The sequence below is a fragment of the Canicola haemoglobinophilus genome, assembly GCF_002015075.1.
Classification (GTDB): domain Bacteria; phylum Pseudomonadota; class Gammaproteobacteria; order Enterobacterales; family Pasteurellaceae; genus Canicola; species Canicola haemoglobinophilus.
Genome location: NZ_MUXZ01000016.1, coordinates 1 through 16927 on the forward strand (window position 1 = coordinate 1; position 16927 = coordinate 16927).

24 protein-coding genes are annotated in these 16927 nt (G+C 38.0%); 2 read left to right on the forward strand and 22 right to left on the reverse strand.

Going from position 1 to position 16927, the window contains the following annotated elements; genetic code table 11:
* The 9 genes from B0186_RS05475 to B0186_RS05510 form a co-directional block, all read right to left on the reverse strand.
* Positions 1-1052: phage tail-collar fiber domain-containing protein (locus tag B0186_RS05475; RefSeq protein ID WP_211272421.1), on the reverse strand; the 1052-nt coding region annotated here is incomplete at its 3' end.
* Between the two features lie 17 nt (positions 1053-1069).
* Entirely contained in the window at positions 1070-1624 is a 555-nt protein-coding gene (locus B0186_RS05480; RefSeq protein ID WP_078218374.1) for a phage tail protein I, read from the reverse strand.
* A complete protein-coding gene (locus tag B0186_RS05485) occupies positions 1614-2528 on the reverse strand; it encodes a baseplate assembly protein (RefSeq protein ID WP_078218375.1) in 915 nt (304 codons plus the stop codon). Before B0186_RS05485 ends, B0186_RS05480 begins: the two co-directional genes overlap by 11 nt.
* Positions 2512-2868: a GPW/gp25 family protein gene (locus tag B0186_RS05490; protein WP_078218376.1), complete on the reverse strand. Its 357-nt coding sequence runs from the start codon at positions 2866-2868 to the stop codon at positions 2512-2514. The genes B0186_RS05485 and B0186_RS05490 overlap by 17 nt, the downstream gene beginning before the upstream one ends.
* Positions 2861-3475 carry a phage baseplate assembly protein V gene (locus B0186_RS05495; RefSeq protein WP_078218377.1) on the reverse strand — a complete coding sequence of 205 codons (615 nt, stop codon included), beginning with the start codon at positions 3473-3475 and terminating at the stop codon, positions 2861-2863. Before B0186_RS05495 ends, B0186_RS05490 begins: the two co-directional genes overlap by 8 nt.
* A 184-nt stretch (positions 3476-3659) precedes the next feature.
* The gene (locus B0186_RS11780) at positions 3660-3827 is read right to left on the reverse strand and encodes a hypothetical protein (RefSeq protein ID WP_169832918.1); all 168 of its coding nucleotides are present in this window, start codon (positions 3825-3827) and stop codon (positions 3660-3662) included.
* Positions 3828-4192: 365 nt separating this feature from the next.
* Complete coding sequence (locus tag B0186_RS11990; RefSeq protein WP_235817185.1) at positions 4193-4330, reverse strand: hypothetical protein; 138 nt, start codon at positions 4328-4330, stop codon at positions 4193-4195.
* Between the two features lie 5 nt (positions 4331-4335).
* Positions 4336-4917: a hypothetical protein gene (locus B0186_RS05505; RefSeq protein ID WP_078218378.1), complete on the reverse strand. Its 582-nt coding sequence runs from the start codon at positions 4915-4917 to the stop codon at positions 4336-4338.
* A gap of 118 nt (positions 4918-5035) precedes the next feature.
* Complete coding sequence (locus tag B0186_RS05510; RefSeq protein ID WP_078218379.1) at positions 5036-7684, reverse strand: phage tail tape measure protein; 2649 nt, start codon at positions 7682-7684, stop codon at positions 5036-5038.
* Between the two features lie 558 nt (positions 7685-8242).
* On the opposite strand from B0186_RS05510, the gene B0186_RS05515 reads away from it, so the two are divergent.
* The gene (locus tag B0186_RS05515) at positions 8243-8635 is read left to right on the forward strand and encodes a hypothetical protein (RefSeq protein ID WP_078218380.1); all 393 of its coding nucleotides are present in this window, start codon (positions 8243-8245) and stop codon (positions 8633-8635) included.
* Positions 8636-8671: 36 nt separating this feature from the next.
* On the opposite strand, the gene B0186_RS11995 is transcribed toward B0186_RS05515, so the two are convergent.
* The 13 genes from B0186_RS11995 to B0186_RS05575 form a co-directional block, all read right to left on the reverse strand.
* A complete protein-coding gene (locus B0186_RS11995) occupies positions 8672-8875 on the reverse strand; it encodes a phage virion morphogenesis protein (protein ID WP_328587431.1) in 204 nt (67 codons plus the stop codon).
* Positions 8876-9112: 237 nt separating this feature from the next.
* On the reverse strand, positions 9113-9574 hold the full coding sequence (locus B0186_RS05525; RefSeq protein ID WP_169832920.1) for a phage virion morphogenesis protein: 462 nt from the start codon (positions 9572-9574) through the stop codon (positions 9113-9115).
* The gene (locus B0186_RS05530; RefSeq protein WP_078218383.1) at positions 9571-10059 is read right to left on the reverse strand and encodes a phage tail protein; all 489 of its coding nucleotides are present in this window, start codon (positions 10057-10059) and stop codon (positions 9571-9573) included. Before B0186_RS05530 ends, B0186_RS05525 begins: the two co-directional genes overlap by 4 nt.
* 22 nt (positions 10060-10081) lie before the next feature.
* Positions 10082-10297, reverse strand: coding sequence for a TraR/DksA family transcriptional regulator (locus B0186_RS05535; RefSeq protein ID WP_078218384.1), 216 nt, complete (start codon positions 10295-10297; stop codon positions 10082-10084).
* Entirely contained in the window at positions 10290-10496 is a 207-nt protein-coding gene (gene lysC / locus B0186_RS11650) for an Rz1-like lysis system protein LysC (protein ID WP_235817186.1), read from the reverse strand. Before lysC ends, B0186_RS05535 begins: the two co-directional genes overlap by 8 nt.
* On the reverse strand, positions 10417-10869 hold the full coding sequence (locus tag B0186_RS05540; protein WP_078218385.1) for a hypothetical protein: 453 nt from the start codon (positions 10867-10869) through the stop codon (positions 10417-10419). The genes lysC and B0186_RS05540 overlap by 80 nt, the downstream gene beginning before the upstream one ends.
* A 10-nt stretch (positions 10870-10879) precedes the next feature.
* Complete coding sequence (locus B0186_RS05545) at positions 10880-11407, reverse strand: lysozyme (protein WP_078218386.1); 528 nt, start codon at positions 11405-11407, stop codon at positions 10880-10882.
* A complete protein-coding gene (locus B0186_RS05550) occupies positions 11400-11612 on the reverse strand; it encodes a phage holin family protein (protein WP_115073106.1) in 213 nt (70 codons plus the stop codon). Before B0186_RS05550 ends, B0186_RS05545 begins: the two co-directional genes overlap by 8 nt.
* Positions 11613-11627: 15 nt before the next feature.
* Positions 11628-11843 (reverse strand): tail protein X, encoded by a 216-nt coding sequence (locus tag B0186_RS05555; RefSeq protein WP_078218388.1) that lies wholly within the window; start codon positions 11841-11843, stop codon positions 11628-11630.
* On the reverse strand, positions 11843-12355 hold the full coding sequence (locus B0186_RS05560; protein ID WP_078218389.1) for a head completion/stabilization protein: 513 nt from the start codon (positions 12353-12355) through the stop codon (positions 11843-11845). Before B0186_RS05560 ends, B0186_RS05555 begins: the two co-directional genes overlap by 1 nt.
* Before the next feature lie 97 nt (positions 12356-12452).
* Positions 12453-13115, reverse strand: coding sequence for a phage terminase small subunit (locus tag B0186_RS05565; RefSeq protein ID WP_078218390.1), 663 nt, complete (start codon positions 13113-13115; stop codon positions 12453-12455).
* Positions 13115-14152: a phage major capsid protein, P2 family gene (locus B0186_RS05570; protein WP_078218391.1), complete on the reverse strand. Its 1038-nt coding sequence runs from the start codon at positions 14150-14152 to the stop codon at positions 13115-13117. Before B0186_RS05570 ends, B0186_RS05565 begins: the two co-directional genes overlap by 1 nt.
* A gap of 23 nt (positions 14153-14175) precedes the next feature.
* On the reverse strand, positions 14176-15006 hold the full coding sequence (locus B0186_RS05575; RefSeq protein WP_078218392.1) for a GPO family capsid scaffolding protein: 831 nt from the start codon (positions 15004-15006) through the stop codon (positions 14176-14178).
* Between the two features lie 163 nt (positions 15007-15169).
* Here B0186_RS05575 and B0186_RS05580 point away from each other — a divergent pair, with 163 nt between their 5' ends.
* Positions 15170-16918, forward strand: coding sequence for a terminase large subunit domain-containing protein (locus tag B0186_RS05580; protein WP_078218393.1), 1749 nt, complete (start codon positions 15170-15172; stop codon positions 16916-16918).
* Positions 16919-16927 lie beyond the last annotated feature (9 nt).

Genomic DNA, 16927 nt, shown 5'->3' on the forward strand with positions numbered 1-16927 from the left:
TCACCGCCAGTATCTTTCCCAGTATCTTTCCAAGAGCTCCAACTTGAGCCATTAAAAAAGCGGGTTTTGATTTTTGTGTCATTAGCTTTTCTGGCGATTTGTCGCACGGCATTAGCCTGTCCACCGCTTACCACTTCAATATGCCAAGCATTGCTATCTGGCAAATTTTGACCGCTAGCAAAATAATAATTACCGTCAGTTTTATAGTCATTGGCATTGCCTGTACTTTGTTCGATTTTAAAATTAGCAATGCCGTAGCCAGCTAATGTATCTGCTGGGGATTGTTTGCTTTCAGCGATTTCTTTAACCTCTTTGACAGCTTTTGATGTAGCGACCGTATCTGAGCTATTGCTATCGGTTGCATCGGATTTTTTGCTGTTAGGGATGTAATTATTTAACGCAAGCCTTAATGCGGCTATCCCTTGGGCTAAAATCTTACCCGCTTTTGCGGTTAAGCCTAGGTTTTCGCTGTCTAAGCCTGTGTCGTTAGTGAGTTGCACAATTCCTTTTTCACTTGTGCTAGCTTGTGCAATGGCGTGAGCATGCCCATTATCATCAACGGTATTTTGGCTGGTCGCATCAATTTTTTTCGGGCTAACCTGTCCTGTTTTGGCAAAGATAACCGTATTATCTACACTTAATTCAAAAGCATCAGATGATGATACGGCTAAAATTAAGCGAATAACTTGCACCTTACCACTACCGCTTGATACCGTGGGTTTAAAACTTTCTGGGCAATTTGCATAAGCAACAAGTCTATTTTGATTATCTAAAAGCCCAATTTCTCTAATCCAGAAACCGCCTTCTGTTTCTGGAATGGTTAATTCAAAGATGACTTGTTTGTTATTTCTTGGATCAACCGAGATTGCACTAACATTATTGCTATAAACTTGTCGTGCTAATCTTGTAGCACTGGGTTCTGGCGTGATAGCTTGTCCATTTCCATCACCAATTGCCATTTTTAATAATTGCAAAGGCTGTTTTTGGGCAATAGCGGAGGTAATCAGCTGTGTACCATATTGTGTTAATACAGAATAATAGGTTTTTGCCATGTTCTTTCCTTGGTTCTCTATGGATAGATTGTGATAATTTCGCCACTATATTGCCCAATAAAATGATTTAAATTGCCTGTTGGCGATATAGCAATGGCGAGTTGAGTTAAGTGGCGTGATACAGGTTTCGCATCATCAATAAGTCGCACTAATTCGTTATAGGTTTGTTCATTTAATCCGCTTTCAGATACCTCAACTGTGATACTAAATGCTCCCGGAGTGCCTTGCGGTTGCATATTGAACCATTCTTTTAATTCCACTAAATAGCCGATTGGCTCAACGACTCGTCTAATGGCGCTAATCGTGCCTTTGTATTTATGAATTAAAAAAGCCTGCTTAATGGCAATGCGTTTAACTTCTTCTGTCCAATGTTCGTCCCATTTATCTACGCTAAATGCCCAAGCTAAATAAGGTAAAAGATTAACAGGGCAACGTTCTGGATTAATTAAATCTGCAATAATAATGGGATTGCGGACAGCGAACTGTAAAACTTCGGCTGCCTTACGCTCTAATTCACTACTGCCTAAAGGCAAAAGTGCGGTTACTTTTGGGATAGTTTCATCAATAATCATCTGCGGTTACCAGTTCAATGTTGATGTTATTGCAAAAGCCCGCTTTATTATTCGGTAAGACAATATCTGCTTGTGGTTGTAATAATTCCACTCGTTGTACCCCTTCGATATGTAAGGCGGCATAGATACCCGATAAGGTAATATCTCGCCCCAATCTGCGCTTATCTTCGGTATATTTTTGGATTTTTGCTTGCGCCTCTTTTTTTATGGGTTCATATTCTGGACCACGATAAATATGTAATTTGGCATGAATTTGGTAATTATGAATAGTTGCACTTTGCACCATGACACGATCTGCAATAGGGCGAATGCTTTCATCATTTAGCCGTTTAGTAACTGCGTTTAATACGTCTTCATTGGCGGTACCATTGCCTTGTTTGGCTAAAATTGTCACTGTCACATTAGCTGGCGAGGGCGATACAACAGAAACATCGGCAACATCAGCATGGGCAGATAACGCATGAAATACATAAGCAGAACGAGGGCCAGCAACAGATAAGCCTTCAAATGCCAATTGGCAACGTAAACGTAAGTCAGTATCACTTTCCAGTTCTTGTTCTATTGGCGGATTAACACTGTAATCTGCCTCCTGTATGACCAAGCGTTTCACGTTAAAATTAGCGGCAATAACGTCAAGATCTGAGCCTGTTGCATAAGCTAGCATGGTTGCTTTTGCTGCCTCATTAATACGTTTGCGCTCCAATAACTGTAAATAACAATTTTCTTGCAATAGTTTGTTAATTGGTTCGCTCTCGAGAGATAACACTGTTTGCCAATAGGCTTGTTTATCCGCTGGATAGAGGGCGATAAATTGCGCCTTGCGTTGCGCAAGAAGTTGTTCAAAATCCAGATTTTCTAGGACTTTTGGCGCATCTAACCTAGATAAATCAACGAGTTCGCTCATTTCTTGTCCCTAATACAATTTGATTAAAGTTTATTTTTTCTTTGTCTTCTTTGCGGATAAAGTCCATATTCGCCGTTATCTTGGCCTGTTCTGGTTCAATATCGACATAAAAGCGAGTCACTTCTATGCGAGGTTCCCATTTTTTTAAGGCAATGACAGATGCCACTGCCAGTTGCAACATTAAGGCTTTTGAAATAGGGCGGTCGATAAGCTCAAAAATATAACTGCCATAATCACGTCGCTGAATACGTGATCCAATGGGCGTAAGTAAAATATCTGAAATGGATTGCCGTAGGTGTGCATTTTCGTTATCGCAATAACGCCCTGTATTTTTATCCATTTGGCGCTCCTGTTATGCCGCCACTATCGCCTTGATGAGTATGGTTTTTAAGCGATACTGTGCCTGCGGTTATGTCGCCTTGTGCTTGAATGTCACCTTGTACATTAACAGAGCCTTGTACTGTCGCTGAACCTTGTGCAGAAACAGAACCTTTAATATTGACATTACCGTCAACATTTACATCTTGCGTGCAATGAACTAATGGCGTTTTGAGGGTTACACTGGTGCTAGCCTCAATAAGTGCGGTTTTTATTCCTCTGACTTTTAGTTCGCCTGTGGCTTGGTTATATTGAATTGTTGCATTATCAGCAAATTGAATAACATGTTCATCGGGTGAATAGCTCGGCGTATCAAATTCAAAAGTATAGAGAGCGGATAAAATAAAACCGCTATTAATTTCGCCAGCTGGGGAGATAAGAATAACTTGTTCGCCTTTTGTTACTGGTGACCAGATTTGAGTGGTTCCAGCACGCCATGCGCACCAAGGCAACCAATCTGTTAATATATTGCCCGTTTTTACTTTTGCACGTCGTTTTTCATGATCCACTTCCGCTACGACACCGTAGCGCACAATATTTTCTAATTTTCGGTTAAATTCCGCTTGCATCGCAATTACCGTTTCTCAATATGAAATAAAGAGCATTTTGAGAAATTTAACCGCACTTGAGTAGTATGGGGAATTGTTAAAATGGAGATAACAAAAAAGCGAGTAAATCTCGCTTTATGGTTGAAGGTAAATTCGGCTGCTATGGATAACAGTTAGGATAAAAATATGATTTGCTTTAATTTCATTAATTTGATTTAAGGCTTTCTACTTCTTTTACTTTACGTTCAATCAGTTTACGTGAATTTTCTTTTGCCTGTTCTAGACTAACACCTAGTCCTGCATCTAATTCATCACGCCCTTTTTGTACGCAATCTTTGACAAAATCATCATAGCCTTTTTCTTTCAGCAACATATAAACCTCCGCTTTAATTTTCACAATCCTAACACTATTTGATTGAGCAGACAAATATGAATCTATTTTAATCTTTGTAATAATGGATTAGGTATATCACTTTCTTTAGGAAAAGGCTCATGCTGTGGCGAATAAGCTAATATAAAGATATGGTTATCACTTATTTTTTGATAATGAATAACTGCGCTTGATGTTTCTCCATTCAAATTAAATTTTAAATGGCGGATTTGGTTTAAGCGAGTGCTTTCAGGATAAGGACCACAATGATAATGCCAAATGTTATGTTGTTCATAAAATTCAGTATTAGGAAGTCTATCAAGGTTATCATTGAGCCAAGATGGTTTATTTTTACCCCGTAATGGTTTTCATGTCCCCACATCTTGCATAAATTGGAAAAGGATTTTTAATTCATCCTCATTCATATACTGAACGTCTTTAAAAAAAGGCGTATTCAAACGCCCTTCCTTAAATTCTCCAGATAAGTCAATTATCATCTCAGCCATAATTGCTACGCTAATATCAATTTTTTGAACTCATCAAAATTATGTTCGGCATTAAATCTATAACCGATACTTTCTTCTCCCTGATAAATGCGAGTAGAAACAACTTTATCTGATATGGCTTTATACTTTACACTTTTAACAACTTGAGAGAATATTGTCATTTTTTGGCTAAGAGACATCAACTTTTCAACAAAGATTTTATTTTTTTCAATAGATTGTGGCATATTCACTTTTATTTGTTGTGTAATTTGATTAAAGTCTTTTAATCTTTGTTCCAACTCAATTAAATCTTGGTCGGTAATTAATGCCCCCATTTCATAGGCAATTTGGGTAGTAAAATCAATAAAAGGATTAATGGTATTAATTAACCCAATCATATTATCAATAAACTGATTTAATTCAGTATTGGTATGTTGCGATATTGCATTAATGCCACGAATTTGAATAGGTTTATTTTCAACAACGTTGCTTTGAGTGGCACTAAATGCCACTGGAGAGAGAATAAAAACGGACATCACGGCTATTTTGCATTGTGCAAATATCGGCTTTAATCCATCAAAAATAGGATTTAATGAAAAATTTGTCATTGTTCCCCCAAAAATTTGCACAATATTATAGCTTTTCGGCTCCTTGAGCAACAAATTACTTGATTTTTTCTATGAAATAAAGACTTTTTTCAATAAAAAAGGGCTTTCGCCCTTTTAATTAATCTCTATCTCTTAAACTGGATCTTACACGAGCTTGTTTTTGTTGCTCAATACGCACTAAGGCTTTTTCCACTTCTCTTGCAATATCTACAGCACTTTGTCCTGTCGTTGCATTGATATTAATAGTCACTTGCATCGGTTGGCTTGTGCTTTGTGGATTATGCGTGGCGCTTGGATTTAATGGCGGTCTGTTATCAATAACAAAAGGTTGTGCCGTGGCAACCGTCATTCCCACGCCAGCCGTCAGCATGGCTTTTTTACCGTAGTTAAGAGCATTAAGTAGAGGTACACCAAGGCGTGATGTTGTTTCTTTGGTCATGACATATTCGCCTTTATGTACGATACCAGCTGGGGCGTATTTGCCACCGTTGCCAGTATAACCACCCGAGCTAAAACTAAAAAAATCTTTAGTTCTTTGCCATTTGTCACGAGCCCAATTACCTGCCTGAGTCGCTTTTTCATCAGCATAGTTTTTGATGTTATTGCCAAGGTCTTTTGCACCTTGCTTAATGCCGTCCCATGAAATTTTACTGAGATTATCTATAAGCCATTGCACACCACTTTTTAGACTTTCAAGCGGTTTTAAGGCATCTGCAAACCAATTTTTAATATTTGTCCATACCTCACTTGCTTTGGTTTTGAGTTTTTCCCAAGCACCGCTGATTGCATTACTTACTGTATCAACAATTACCCCCCAATTTTGAATTACCCAGATAATACCTTTAATAAGTGGCACAATTGGGAATAACACATTTAAAATCGGATTTTGTTCAAAGATTTGGCTAAGCCAATTCCAACCAGCAATTAAGGCTTTTTTGACTTTGTCCCAATGTTTCCAAAGTAAATATAATCCAGCGATTAAGGCAACAATTCCCGCAATAACCCAAAAGATTGGATTAGTGAAGAGAGCGGCACTAAATGCCATAATTTTAGGTATCACGCTAATTAAGGTTTTGCCAAAGAGTAGGATATATTTAACGAAATTTTGTCCAAGCATTACCACAAATTTCCATGCGGTAGAAAATACTTTAGGAACCGCTTTCCAAACTCGCCCTAATAAATTGCCCGCTTTTGCAAATAAGCCTGCTTTCTTTGAACCATCTGCTAGGGTTTTGCCGAATAATAATACCTTACCAAATGTCCATGCCTCGCTTAATTTGCTTAAAAGTAAAATCATCCGCCAAACAGGATAAAACAAATAACTCAATGCTAAGTTTAAAGCACCAATTACAACTAGCCCTAAGCCTAATCCAGCAAACCATTTCATAATAGTTGCGGTAAGTTTGGGATTTTGCTTTATCCATTCATTGATCTCCCTTAAGGCTCCACTTAACAGCTGGATCATTTCTCTAATTTCGCTATTTGTTTCATCAAAAATAGAAATTGAGATAGACTCAGCTACACTTTGTAAATTTTTTAAATCACCAATGACATTATCTGACATTGTTTTAGCTACTTTTTCTGCTGTTCCAGACGCATTTTTTAATTGTTCTGCAAATTCTTGAATTCCTTTTGTCCCTGCTTGATTTACTAATTCAACCATTGCCGTGGCTGCTTCAGCTCCAAAAATGGCTTTGTAGTACTCCATTTTTTTAGCACTACCCATTTTTTCGGTTTTTTTGCTGACATCAATTAAAATATCCGTCATTGAACGCATATTACCTTTTGCATCTTTAGCGGATACACCTAACTTATCTAATGCCTCTTTAGCCTGTTTAGGAGGACCCGCCAATCGCAACATTGCCGCTCTCAACGATGTACCAGCTTGAGAACCTTTTATCCCCACATTACCCAGTAATCCAACCATAGCAGACATCGTTTCAAAATCTTGTCCTGTTGATGATGCGATTGGGCCGAGATATTTCATTGTCTCACCCAATAATTCAAGATTTGTATTCGATGACGTAAAAGTTAAAGTTAGCACATCAGCAACTCTATTCATTTCTTCTGCTGGTATCTTAAATCCAGAAGATATATCAGAACTAATATCAGATACTCGTCCCATTTCCATTCCAGCAGCTTTAGTCATATTTAGTATTGACGGCATAGAATCTAAAATTTGACGTTGGTTAAACCCAGCCATTGCTAAATAACTTTGTCCTGCTGCCACATCACCAGAAGTAAAAGATGTTGTTGCACCTAAGTGCTTAGCTTGGTCGCGTAGTTGTTTTATTTTTTCTGCGTCTTTTGTTTTATCGAGTCTAGTCAGCGACTGCACTCTGGAAAATTCTTCTTCAAAATTTAAAGCTGGTTTCATTGCAAATGAACCACCTCCTAATACCGCTGCGCCATGCATCATTGAACTCTGTCCAAAGTTAGAAGTAAATTGGTTCGCCTTTTTTAGTAATTTTACATTTGCATCATATTGAGCTTGCTTTTTGGCTTGTTTATTTAATCTATCAAGTGCTTGGTTTTGTTTCTTTATCGCTTGAGTGGTTTGCTCAATTTTATTTTTTAGCCTTTCTTGCGCTTGTGGTAAACCTGTTTTTTTAACTCGTTCTTGCGCACTTTCTAATTTTTTTAATAAGTTTTTATTGGCTTTTATTGCTGATGATGTTGATTTTATTTGTTTTGATGCACTGCGAAAAGGAGCTGTCAATTTATCAATCGCATTCAGCAATATTTGTATTTTTAGATTTTGACTCATGGTTTTCTCTCTTTATCAATAATAATTGACATATCTAATAAAAATGGCGTAATCTCTTTCAAAAAAAGGAGGATATATGTCTGGACTATTTATCTTATTAGTACCTATTTTAATATTCTTGGCTCTCTGCTTTACCTTATCCATTGGTATCTCATTTCTTTCTATACTCTTAGAAACCCTTTATTTTTGTATAAAACATTGGCATATTGGGCTATTAGTGAGTGTTTTACTCCTAACTTTTATTTATATTGATAGTTGGCTGTTGAGTGTTATTTGCATCCTTGCTACATTGTTTTTTATTGGTAAATTCGGGCCTAACTATAATTCCCTTCGATAGTTTAGTAGGGGGCGCTTTAGCGCACCATTATCAAATAGATTAATTTAATTGGTGCGCTAAAGCGCACCCTACGCATCTAAATTTTTGTTCATTCTTTTTCTCCCATTTGATGTGGAATAATCTATTTATTGGCTAAGAATGCTAGGCACTTAGTTCGTTTAATCCGTATTGACATTCAATAAAAAAGGAATTAAGTTACCTAAAATAAATAAGGGGTTGTTATGTTACAGTCTGATTTTTCTTCTCAACAGAACAAGGAAAACTTTACACTATTTTGGCTTGGGCATATTATGCATATTTCTATGTTGTTTACGCTGATTGCCTGTTTGATTATGGGACATTATGCCTTGGATTTCTCCGATCTTACTTGGTCAAAATTAGCAGCGACATCCGTTATCTCTCTTTTTTTGATGATTCCCATTGGGCTTGCCTGTTTGTTTTTAGCTTTAGCCTTTGTGCCTGTGATGATGCTATTTGATTTTCTATTAATGCTTTACCAGAAAAAAACAGGACATTATGACCTTGATGCACAAGCTAATTATGGTTTTAGCATGGAAATGGGTGCTTCGCTTACCCTTTTTCTGTTGTTATTTGGTTATTGGGTTCTGGGTTAATTCTCGTTTCAGAGTAGTTATTGATCTGACTGCTTTTTATGTTCCATCAGCCAACGCCTTAACCACAAAATTTTCTATCATTTCTCTATCTTGTTCTGTAAAGCCCAGTAGTTCACGCTGGGCGTATTGCACTTTATGTGCCTTGTTCCGTTCTACTCTTGCTTTTAAGCCGTACTGATGAATATTGGCGATATAGGCGGTATTACCACTAAAGCCGAGTTCAATGCCTTCTTTTTGCAGCTCGTCCCATTGGAGCTGTAAATTTATCCATTGCAGATAAAATAACTTGAATTTTTAAATCTTTGCTCATATAGTGTCCCTATAAAGATGTGGAGAAAGGAAATTTAAAGTATGCTTGCTGTATTAATTGATATATTTGCTTGGCTTGTTATTGCTGGATTGGTATTTACATTTATTGCTGAAATATCCGATTTTTTCAAAAGCCTACTCTAAAAGCGGTCAACTCTGACCGTTTTTTTATATTCCATCAGCCAACGCCTTAACCACAAAATCTTCTATCATTTCTCTATCTTGTTCTGTAAAGCCCAGTAGTTCACGCTGGGCGTATTGCACTTTGTGTTCTTTGTTCCGTTCTACTCTTGCTTTTAAGCCGTACTGATGAATATTGGCGATATAGGCGGTATTGCCACTAAAGCCGAGTTCAATGCCTTCTTTTTGGTAGCGGAGTTTCATGTGTTTGGCTTGGCTAATTTTTTTGAACATGGTCTGCGCTTTTATTCTGCCTTTTTTTGACCGCACTTTTTTCTTGCGAGGTGCATAAGCAGAACCGTCGGGATTTTGCTGTGCTTTTATGCGTCTGCGTTGACTTTGTGCAAGTGCTCGTCCGATTTGTTGGTAGAGCAATCTGCGGCGTTCTTTTGAGATATTTTTTAATAAGGCATCAAAAGCCGTTTTGACTTGTAACATTTCGTCCATTATGGGCGCTCTTTATTTTCTGTTTGCCATGTTTGCACTAGGTTATTACCAATAAATAATTGCCATTCTGTAATGTCTGGGTATTCATTTAGGCGTGGTTCATCTAGGTGTTTAATGATATTTTTTCCGTTTTCTTCTTTTACGAGTACTCGCTCTGTAAGTTTTAGATAAATAGATAGATCTATGCTGTCGTGGTTGTTATGGTCTGCGATAAAGCGGAAACCGTCTTTTCTTCTTTCTGGGTTATCCACTAAATCGGGTTGGTTTTCGCGGATAAAGTCCATTAGGGGCGCAAAAATCATATTAGGTGAGCCAGTAAAATCATTTACGATAATATTTAAGGTATATTGGAGTTCATAAGATGCGGAATGGGCGCCAGCACCAACAATAAGCCCTTCATCAATAAATAGCTCTAATTTATCTGGGTTTTTGCGTAGATCTTCTGAAACTTGTTGTAATAGACTGCGTATTAATTCGGCTTTGAGCATTTTCTATTTCCTTTTCTTTACCTTATCTTCGATAAATGCGTTGGTGTTTTTCGAAAATGATTTGACAATTTACGCAACGAGAACACCCCATTTTTTGACGGATTACTGGAATTTCTTCATCACAATCTAAGCAAAATCGCACCGCACTTTTGTCTGTCATTTGTTGCTGTTGTTTGCGGATTGCATGTTGGCGCATTTGTTCTTCTATTTCACTTGCTCGGTCAAATTGATCAGTCATTGTTTTTTTCCTGTAAAGTGCGGTTGTAATTTTCTATGCATTGCGTAAGTGCTTGTTCTTTAAGGCGACATTGTTCAATGGCGTTCAGTGATTTATCTAATGCTAAGACGAGATCACTGTTATTTTTTAGTTTTATCTGCGGCATTTGGCACAGTTGATCCATTGGGCAAAGTAGGGGAGTGGGCTTGATTAATCGCACGGGTTCGTTTGTCGAACAGGCGGATAATGTTAGTAGGCACAGGCTGATTGCTCCAAGTGGTAACATTTTGTAATTCTTGCATAATTTCATTGGTTCTATTCTCTGCTTGTTGTAAATGGTTTAGGACATTTTCATGTAGCGCTTTAACTTGCGCTTGATATTGGTTTATTTGCCTTTGTGCATGTTCTAATTGATAGCTTAATTGCTGATTTGTGGCTTTTTCTTGCTTAATGATTTCGCTTGCGTTGATTAACTTTTGTTCTTTCACTTTGTTACTAAAACATAAATAGCCATTAACACTGACCAGAATTAATACTGCTGCTATCATGGCTTTGCTAAATGCACCGATAAAAAAGGTTTCAAATTTACTCATGATTATTCCCTTACAATCCTAAGCAGAGTACTTTTTCTTTTGCTCTGCGTTTGATTAAGCCATTTAATTTTTGCCCGCCTGCATAAACCCAGCGATCAAACTGTTGGCACATTTGGGGCTTAAAGCCTTGTTGCGCTTGTTTGAATAAGGTACTTTTTTGCATTTTTCCACAACCGACATTAAAGGTTAGGGAGACGAGGGCATCAAAAGCGCCTTGCGGTAGATTTTTTCCGTTGCCATATTGATTTACACATTGTTCTGCTCGGCGTAAATCATGCGCCCAGCGTTGCGCTATTTCTGTGTCGTTATAACGTTTTTGCGGATTAATTGGTTCGCCACTCGCTGCAGTTGAGCCTATGCCAACGGTTAATACATCAGCTGGGCAATGATATGGATCTCTGCGACAACCTTCTGCTTGTCCGATAATTTCTAAACCTTGTTGGCTAATTCGCAAGTCTTGATGCGTTGTTTTTACTAGGGCAATAATTGTGGCCACACTGCAAATAGCCCCTGCACTCCATTTTGTTAATTTATTCATTCTCTGTATCCGTTAAGTCAATTTGATGTTTAAGAGCTTTTTCTTTTAATTGCATTTCTTTATGTTTGTAATACCAGTTGATCAGCATGGTAAATAAACCAAATAAAATACCAAAGATAGCCGCCCAATCTGCTAAGGTGAGTCCGCTGTAAATAGCAACTACGGATCCAAAATATGCGCCTGTCGTTTCGCTATTTTTTAACATTCCTTTTCCTCTCATTTAGTCCCACAAGCTCAAGGTTGTTTTGTTGGTCGTTGGCTGTATATCTTCTATATTTGGTAAGATGACTTCTGTGCCAATGGCTAATACAGGTAACTTGGCAAGATGTGGATTGCGTTCTAATACTTGTTCCACTAAGCCGAGTGTTTTGCCAAAATAGCGGTAAACAATGGCATCAAGTGTGTCGTTTTGCTGTGCGTAAATCACTCTTGGCATTAAATTAACTCCACTGTCATGCGATGCTGTCCCAATATGTCACGGATAGCGAAACGAGCATCTCGTCTTAAATCATCTACGCTTTCTTCAAATTCTTGTGCTTTTTCTGCGCCTTGCTTTGTGGTGTCATACGAACGATAGCGTTCGTTTAAGTTGGCAATCGTGAGACAATAGACGGCTCTTTTGTAGCGGTTGATTACGATACTTTCACCGTTGATTTGTTCTTCATCAATATCATCAAGGCTATCTATCCCTTTTTCTTTTATGCGTTTTTGGTAATTTTTTAAAGCATGGTTTACGGTTGCCATTGCCTCAATTAATTCCATTTTGAGCCGTTCATTTGTGACTGTGCCGTCTAGGCGCATGGTGTTGCGTACATCAAGCACGCTAATATCTGGGAAAAATCCGTTATTTTGGATAAATTCATTATCTATTGCTTGTTTATCTGCATGGCGTTTTAAGTCGTCCATGGCGTAATTTTTGACTTTATTTATGGCAATGGTATTACTCATGATTTTCCTTAAACTGTAAAAAAAGCGAGGTGAGGAAAGTGAGTAGGCAAAAAGCCGTTACTTTCCGCCTCGCTTGGCGTGCTGCGCTTTGCTCTGTTTATTGGTCGTTGGGTTTATTTTCTTGCTCAAGCTGTTTGCGCAATTTTTTGATTTCCCCTTGTACACCAATATTTAAATTTAGCTCTAATGCCCGTTCTAAGTAGGTTAAGGCAGTTTTTGGTTCTGATGTGAGCTTTAATAAGCCGATTTCACGGTAAAGTCTTGCCCGACTTTCGTCTGGCATATCTTGTTCATCAGTGAGTTTCGCTATTCGCTCTAAATAGGCAACGTCAAAAGTGCGGTTAAGTTTTTGTGCAATTTTGGCTTTATCCGCAAATTCTTCCACAAGCGCAGAACATAATGTGCGGTTAAAGTTTTCTGGCAATACAAGCCCTTGATGAATAGCATATTCGGCAATTTGTAACGCAAGATGATATTGCTCACAGTCAATTGACCAAATTAACCATGTCATTAAGACATTATCTTGTTTACCACTCGCACTACTTAAAGCGCCTTCTATCCATGGTAGGTAATCAGGCAGAATTTTCTTTTTATATTCTGCCTTTAGCTCCATAGAATGAATTTCTTTTAAATCCTTTTTATGACGAGCAAGAAGATAGAGCATTTTTTCGTATTCCGTGGCACCAGCGAGTAAGTGCTCTTCTTGCATATGCGCCTTTTTCGCTGATGCCTCTAGAAAATGCCTTTGGGTTGGTCGCATTAGCTATCTCCTTGCGGAGCATCAACCATCTTGATATTTTTTAGCAATGCAACACTTTCATAATTTTCAACAACAAAGTCATCATTAGAAGATGTGTAATCTTCGTAGCGATCATATTCTGCGTTGTCTTTCAATGTTCTACGCATTGCACCAGATTGATAATAAATGGAGAGATTATCAAGTCGGGTAATTAAGATTGTGCCTTTTGGTACAAATGGAGCTTGTACTGCTGGTAATCCGCCTACTCGTTTTGTACTCATAATAATATCGCCAGACACTTGTTCACTTGCCTTACTTTGATTGACCAGAGGGAAATATTTATCCGCTAGTAAATCACGGCTCATGATGGCAACTAATTTTGTATCATCTTGGAATTGAGGGGCAATTAAGTCGCTAACCGCTGAGAAAACAAGGGCATCTAAATTTTTATAGGTTTTACCTTCACCGACTTCAATTTTTCCGCTATCTCTTGTTTCTTCTTTCATTACTCGCTCAGGTGCGTTATCTTCGATTTTTTTCAACCAGCCTACAGCAACGTCTTGTAATAATGGATTACTTACTCTGTTTGACGTTGCGGCACGACTTGTTCCATTAAAACCAATCATAATTCGGTCTAACGCCATTCTTTCTGCTTTTAATGCACCAATACGTTTAGCAAAATCAGGGAATTTCGCCCACATATCTAAGGTTGCATATTTGAGATGTGTGTCATAGTTAATTTGTTGACAGTGATATGGAATTTTGCTTAAAGCATGAATTGCTTGCGTTTTACGTCCTGCAGAATTTGTGTCTGTTGTCCCTGCAATTGTACCTGCAACCCCTAAGCCCAAGATTTCGCCCTGTTGTTCATCTACTGGCACAATGTTGATCAATTTGAGGAAATCTGAACTTTCTTGTACTGCATTTTCAAGGCGCTGTTGAACACTTGGCTCAACCGTAAATTTTGCACCCATGGCAATTCGAGAAAAATCTTCTTTGTTATCTTGTGAAATGCCTTGTAGGTAATTCATTAATGTTACTGCGGTTGTTTTTTTCATATTTTAAAATCCTTAACTATTGATTAAAAGAAACGCCCATCGTTAACGCTATCCCCATTCGCTAAAGGTCGCTTACGATAATTTTCTGCTGGCTGTTTTTCTAACTCAGCAAATTTTTCACTGTGTTCTGTAATTTTTGCTGAATATTCATCAAGTCGCTGTTTTAGTGTTTGATTTTCCGTTTCAAGTGCGGTGTATTTTTGGCTGATGTTTTGTACTTCTTCGGAAAGTAACATGACTGCGTTATCTACATCGGCAAAACGTTGTTGTTCAGTGCGTTCTCTTTGACCAAACATAGCCGCAATGCGCTCAAATAGACTTGGTTTTTCTGGTTCTACTTCGTTAAATTCCAAAATGGTTTCTACTGCCTCCGTAAATAAATTGTCGGCTTTTAATTTGCGTGCGTTAAATGGGTTGGCTTGTGCCGTTGCAGCAAATTGCAACATTTCTGTGCCTAAACTAGCTGGGTTATCTGTTACGGCTAATCCGACGAGGTAGGCTTTTCCTGTTTCGCCAAAATTGGTATCTACTTCAATGGAGGTGTACACTTTTTGGCGCTTATTATTTAGCGCAATAAGGTCATCTGTTGGATCTATTTGTGCTAATAACTGTAATTTACCTTCTTCATTTTCTTGCGTTTTAAGTGCAAGTACATCGCCGTAGGCTTGGGCATGTGGCTCATCTTTGCGATAAAGCCATGTTTTGATATGGTCTAAATTAATGCGTGCGCCATAGGTTTTAGGATTGTAGCTTTCTGCCATTTGTTCAATCCAAACCCGAGCAATATTACGTCCGTCTGTCGTTGCGCCTTCAGTCGCTACAACAAACCATCTTGATTTAAATTTTTTAAACATGGACTTATTCCTATTTTTGTTTTTCAAATTGTTGTCATATTGCGTAAGTTCTTTTTTGTTGTCATTTTCTTGGCTATGTTAAAGGCTGTTTGACAGTGAACAGCGATCATTCATTTCTTTGCTTTTCCTTATTATGCAGTTAAGCAAAATCAAGGATTAATAGATGACTGAGATTACTTTGGATAATAAGCGTGAAAGCCGTTTGCTTTACTTTGCTGGTTGGCGTATTACGGATATTGCCGAGAAATTAGGCTTGCCTATTTCTACTATTTCAAGTTGGAAAGATAGGGAGAAATGGGACGATATTGCGCCTGTTGGTCGGGTTGAAAATACGTTAGAAGCAAGGATGAATTTACTTATTCTGAAGGAGAATAAAACGGGCCATGATTTTAAGGAAATTGATTTACTTGGGCGCCAAATGGAAAAAATGGCAAGAATTAAGAAATATTCCAATGGCGGCGGTAATGAAGTTGATTTAAACCCTAAATTAGAAAAACGTTATAGCGCAGAACGGAAATATCGAGATAAAAATCCGATTACCGCAGAGCAAGAAGAATTACTGATTAATGGCTTTTTTGATGGTATTTTTCAGTATCAGCGCCATTGGTTTGATGCGGGTAATCATTATCGCATTCGGGAAATTTTAAAAAGTCGCCAAATTGGAGCGACTTATTATTTTGCTCGTGAGGCTTTTGTTGATGCGTTAAAAACGGGGCGTAATCAGATTTTTTTATCAGCAAGTAAAAAACAGGCTTTGCAATTCCGTTCTTATATTACGGCTTATGCCAAAGAAAAAGCAGATTTAGAACTTAAAGGCGAAACGATTTTATTACCCAATGGGGCTGAGCTGATTTTTTTAGGAACAAATTCTGCTACGGCACAAAGTTATCATGGCAATTTATATTTTGATGAATACTTTTGGGTGCCTAAATTCGGGGAGATGCGCAAGGTGGCGAGTGCTATGGCCGCACAAAAGCAATATCGTCAAACTTACTTTTCTACACCTACCACAAAAGCATCTGATGCTTATAAATTTTGGTCTGGCGAGCTATTTAATAAACGCCGTGCCAATGAAGATAAAGCTGAATTTGATATTAGCCATAAGAATTTGCAATCAGGGCGGCTTTGTGCGGATAGGCACTGGAAACAAATTGTCACGATTTATGATGCACAAAAGGGCGGTTGTGATTTATTTGATATTGAAGAATTGCGCTTTGAGAACTCAACGGAAGAATTTGACCAGTTATTTATGTGTCAGTTTGCTGATGATAATACCAGTATTTTTAAATTTGCTGATTTACAGGCTTGCCAAGTTGATAGCTATGAGGAATGGCAAGATTTTAAACCTTTTTATTCTCGTCCTTTTGGTAATCGTGAAGTCTGGATTGGTTATGATCCTGCTTTTACGGGTGACCGTGCCGCATTAGCGATTGTTGCTCCGCCTAGAGTTGAAGGCGCTGATTTTCGTGTTTTACATTACGATACTTTCCATGGCTTAGATTATGAGCAACAGGCAAGTAAGATTGCTGATTATTGTAAAAATTATCATGTCACTAAAATTACTGTTGATAGAACAGGTATGGGCGATGGTGTTTTTCAGTTGGTCAAGAAATTCTTTCCTTCTGCAGTGGGGCTAACTTATGACTTGAACTTAAAAAATGAGATGGTTCTGAAGACGTTAAACTTGGTGCAGAAAAGACGGATTAAATGGGATGGGAAGGAAATTATTAATAGTTTTATGACAATTAAACGTCAAGCAACGAAAACTGGACGCCAGATGACTTATGTTTCTGACCGTTCGCAAGATGCAAGCCATGGCGATTTAGCTTGGGCAATTATGCATTGTATTTTGAACGAGAATTACGGCGGCGGCAATCATCGTAGCCAATCTACCATTTTTACTTTTGAATAGGATCTAATA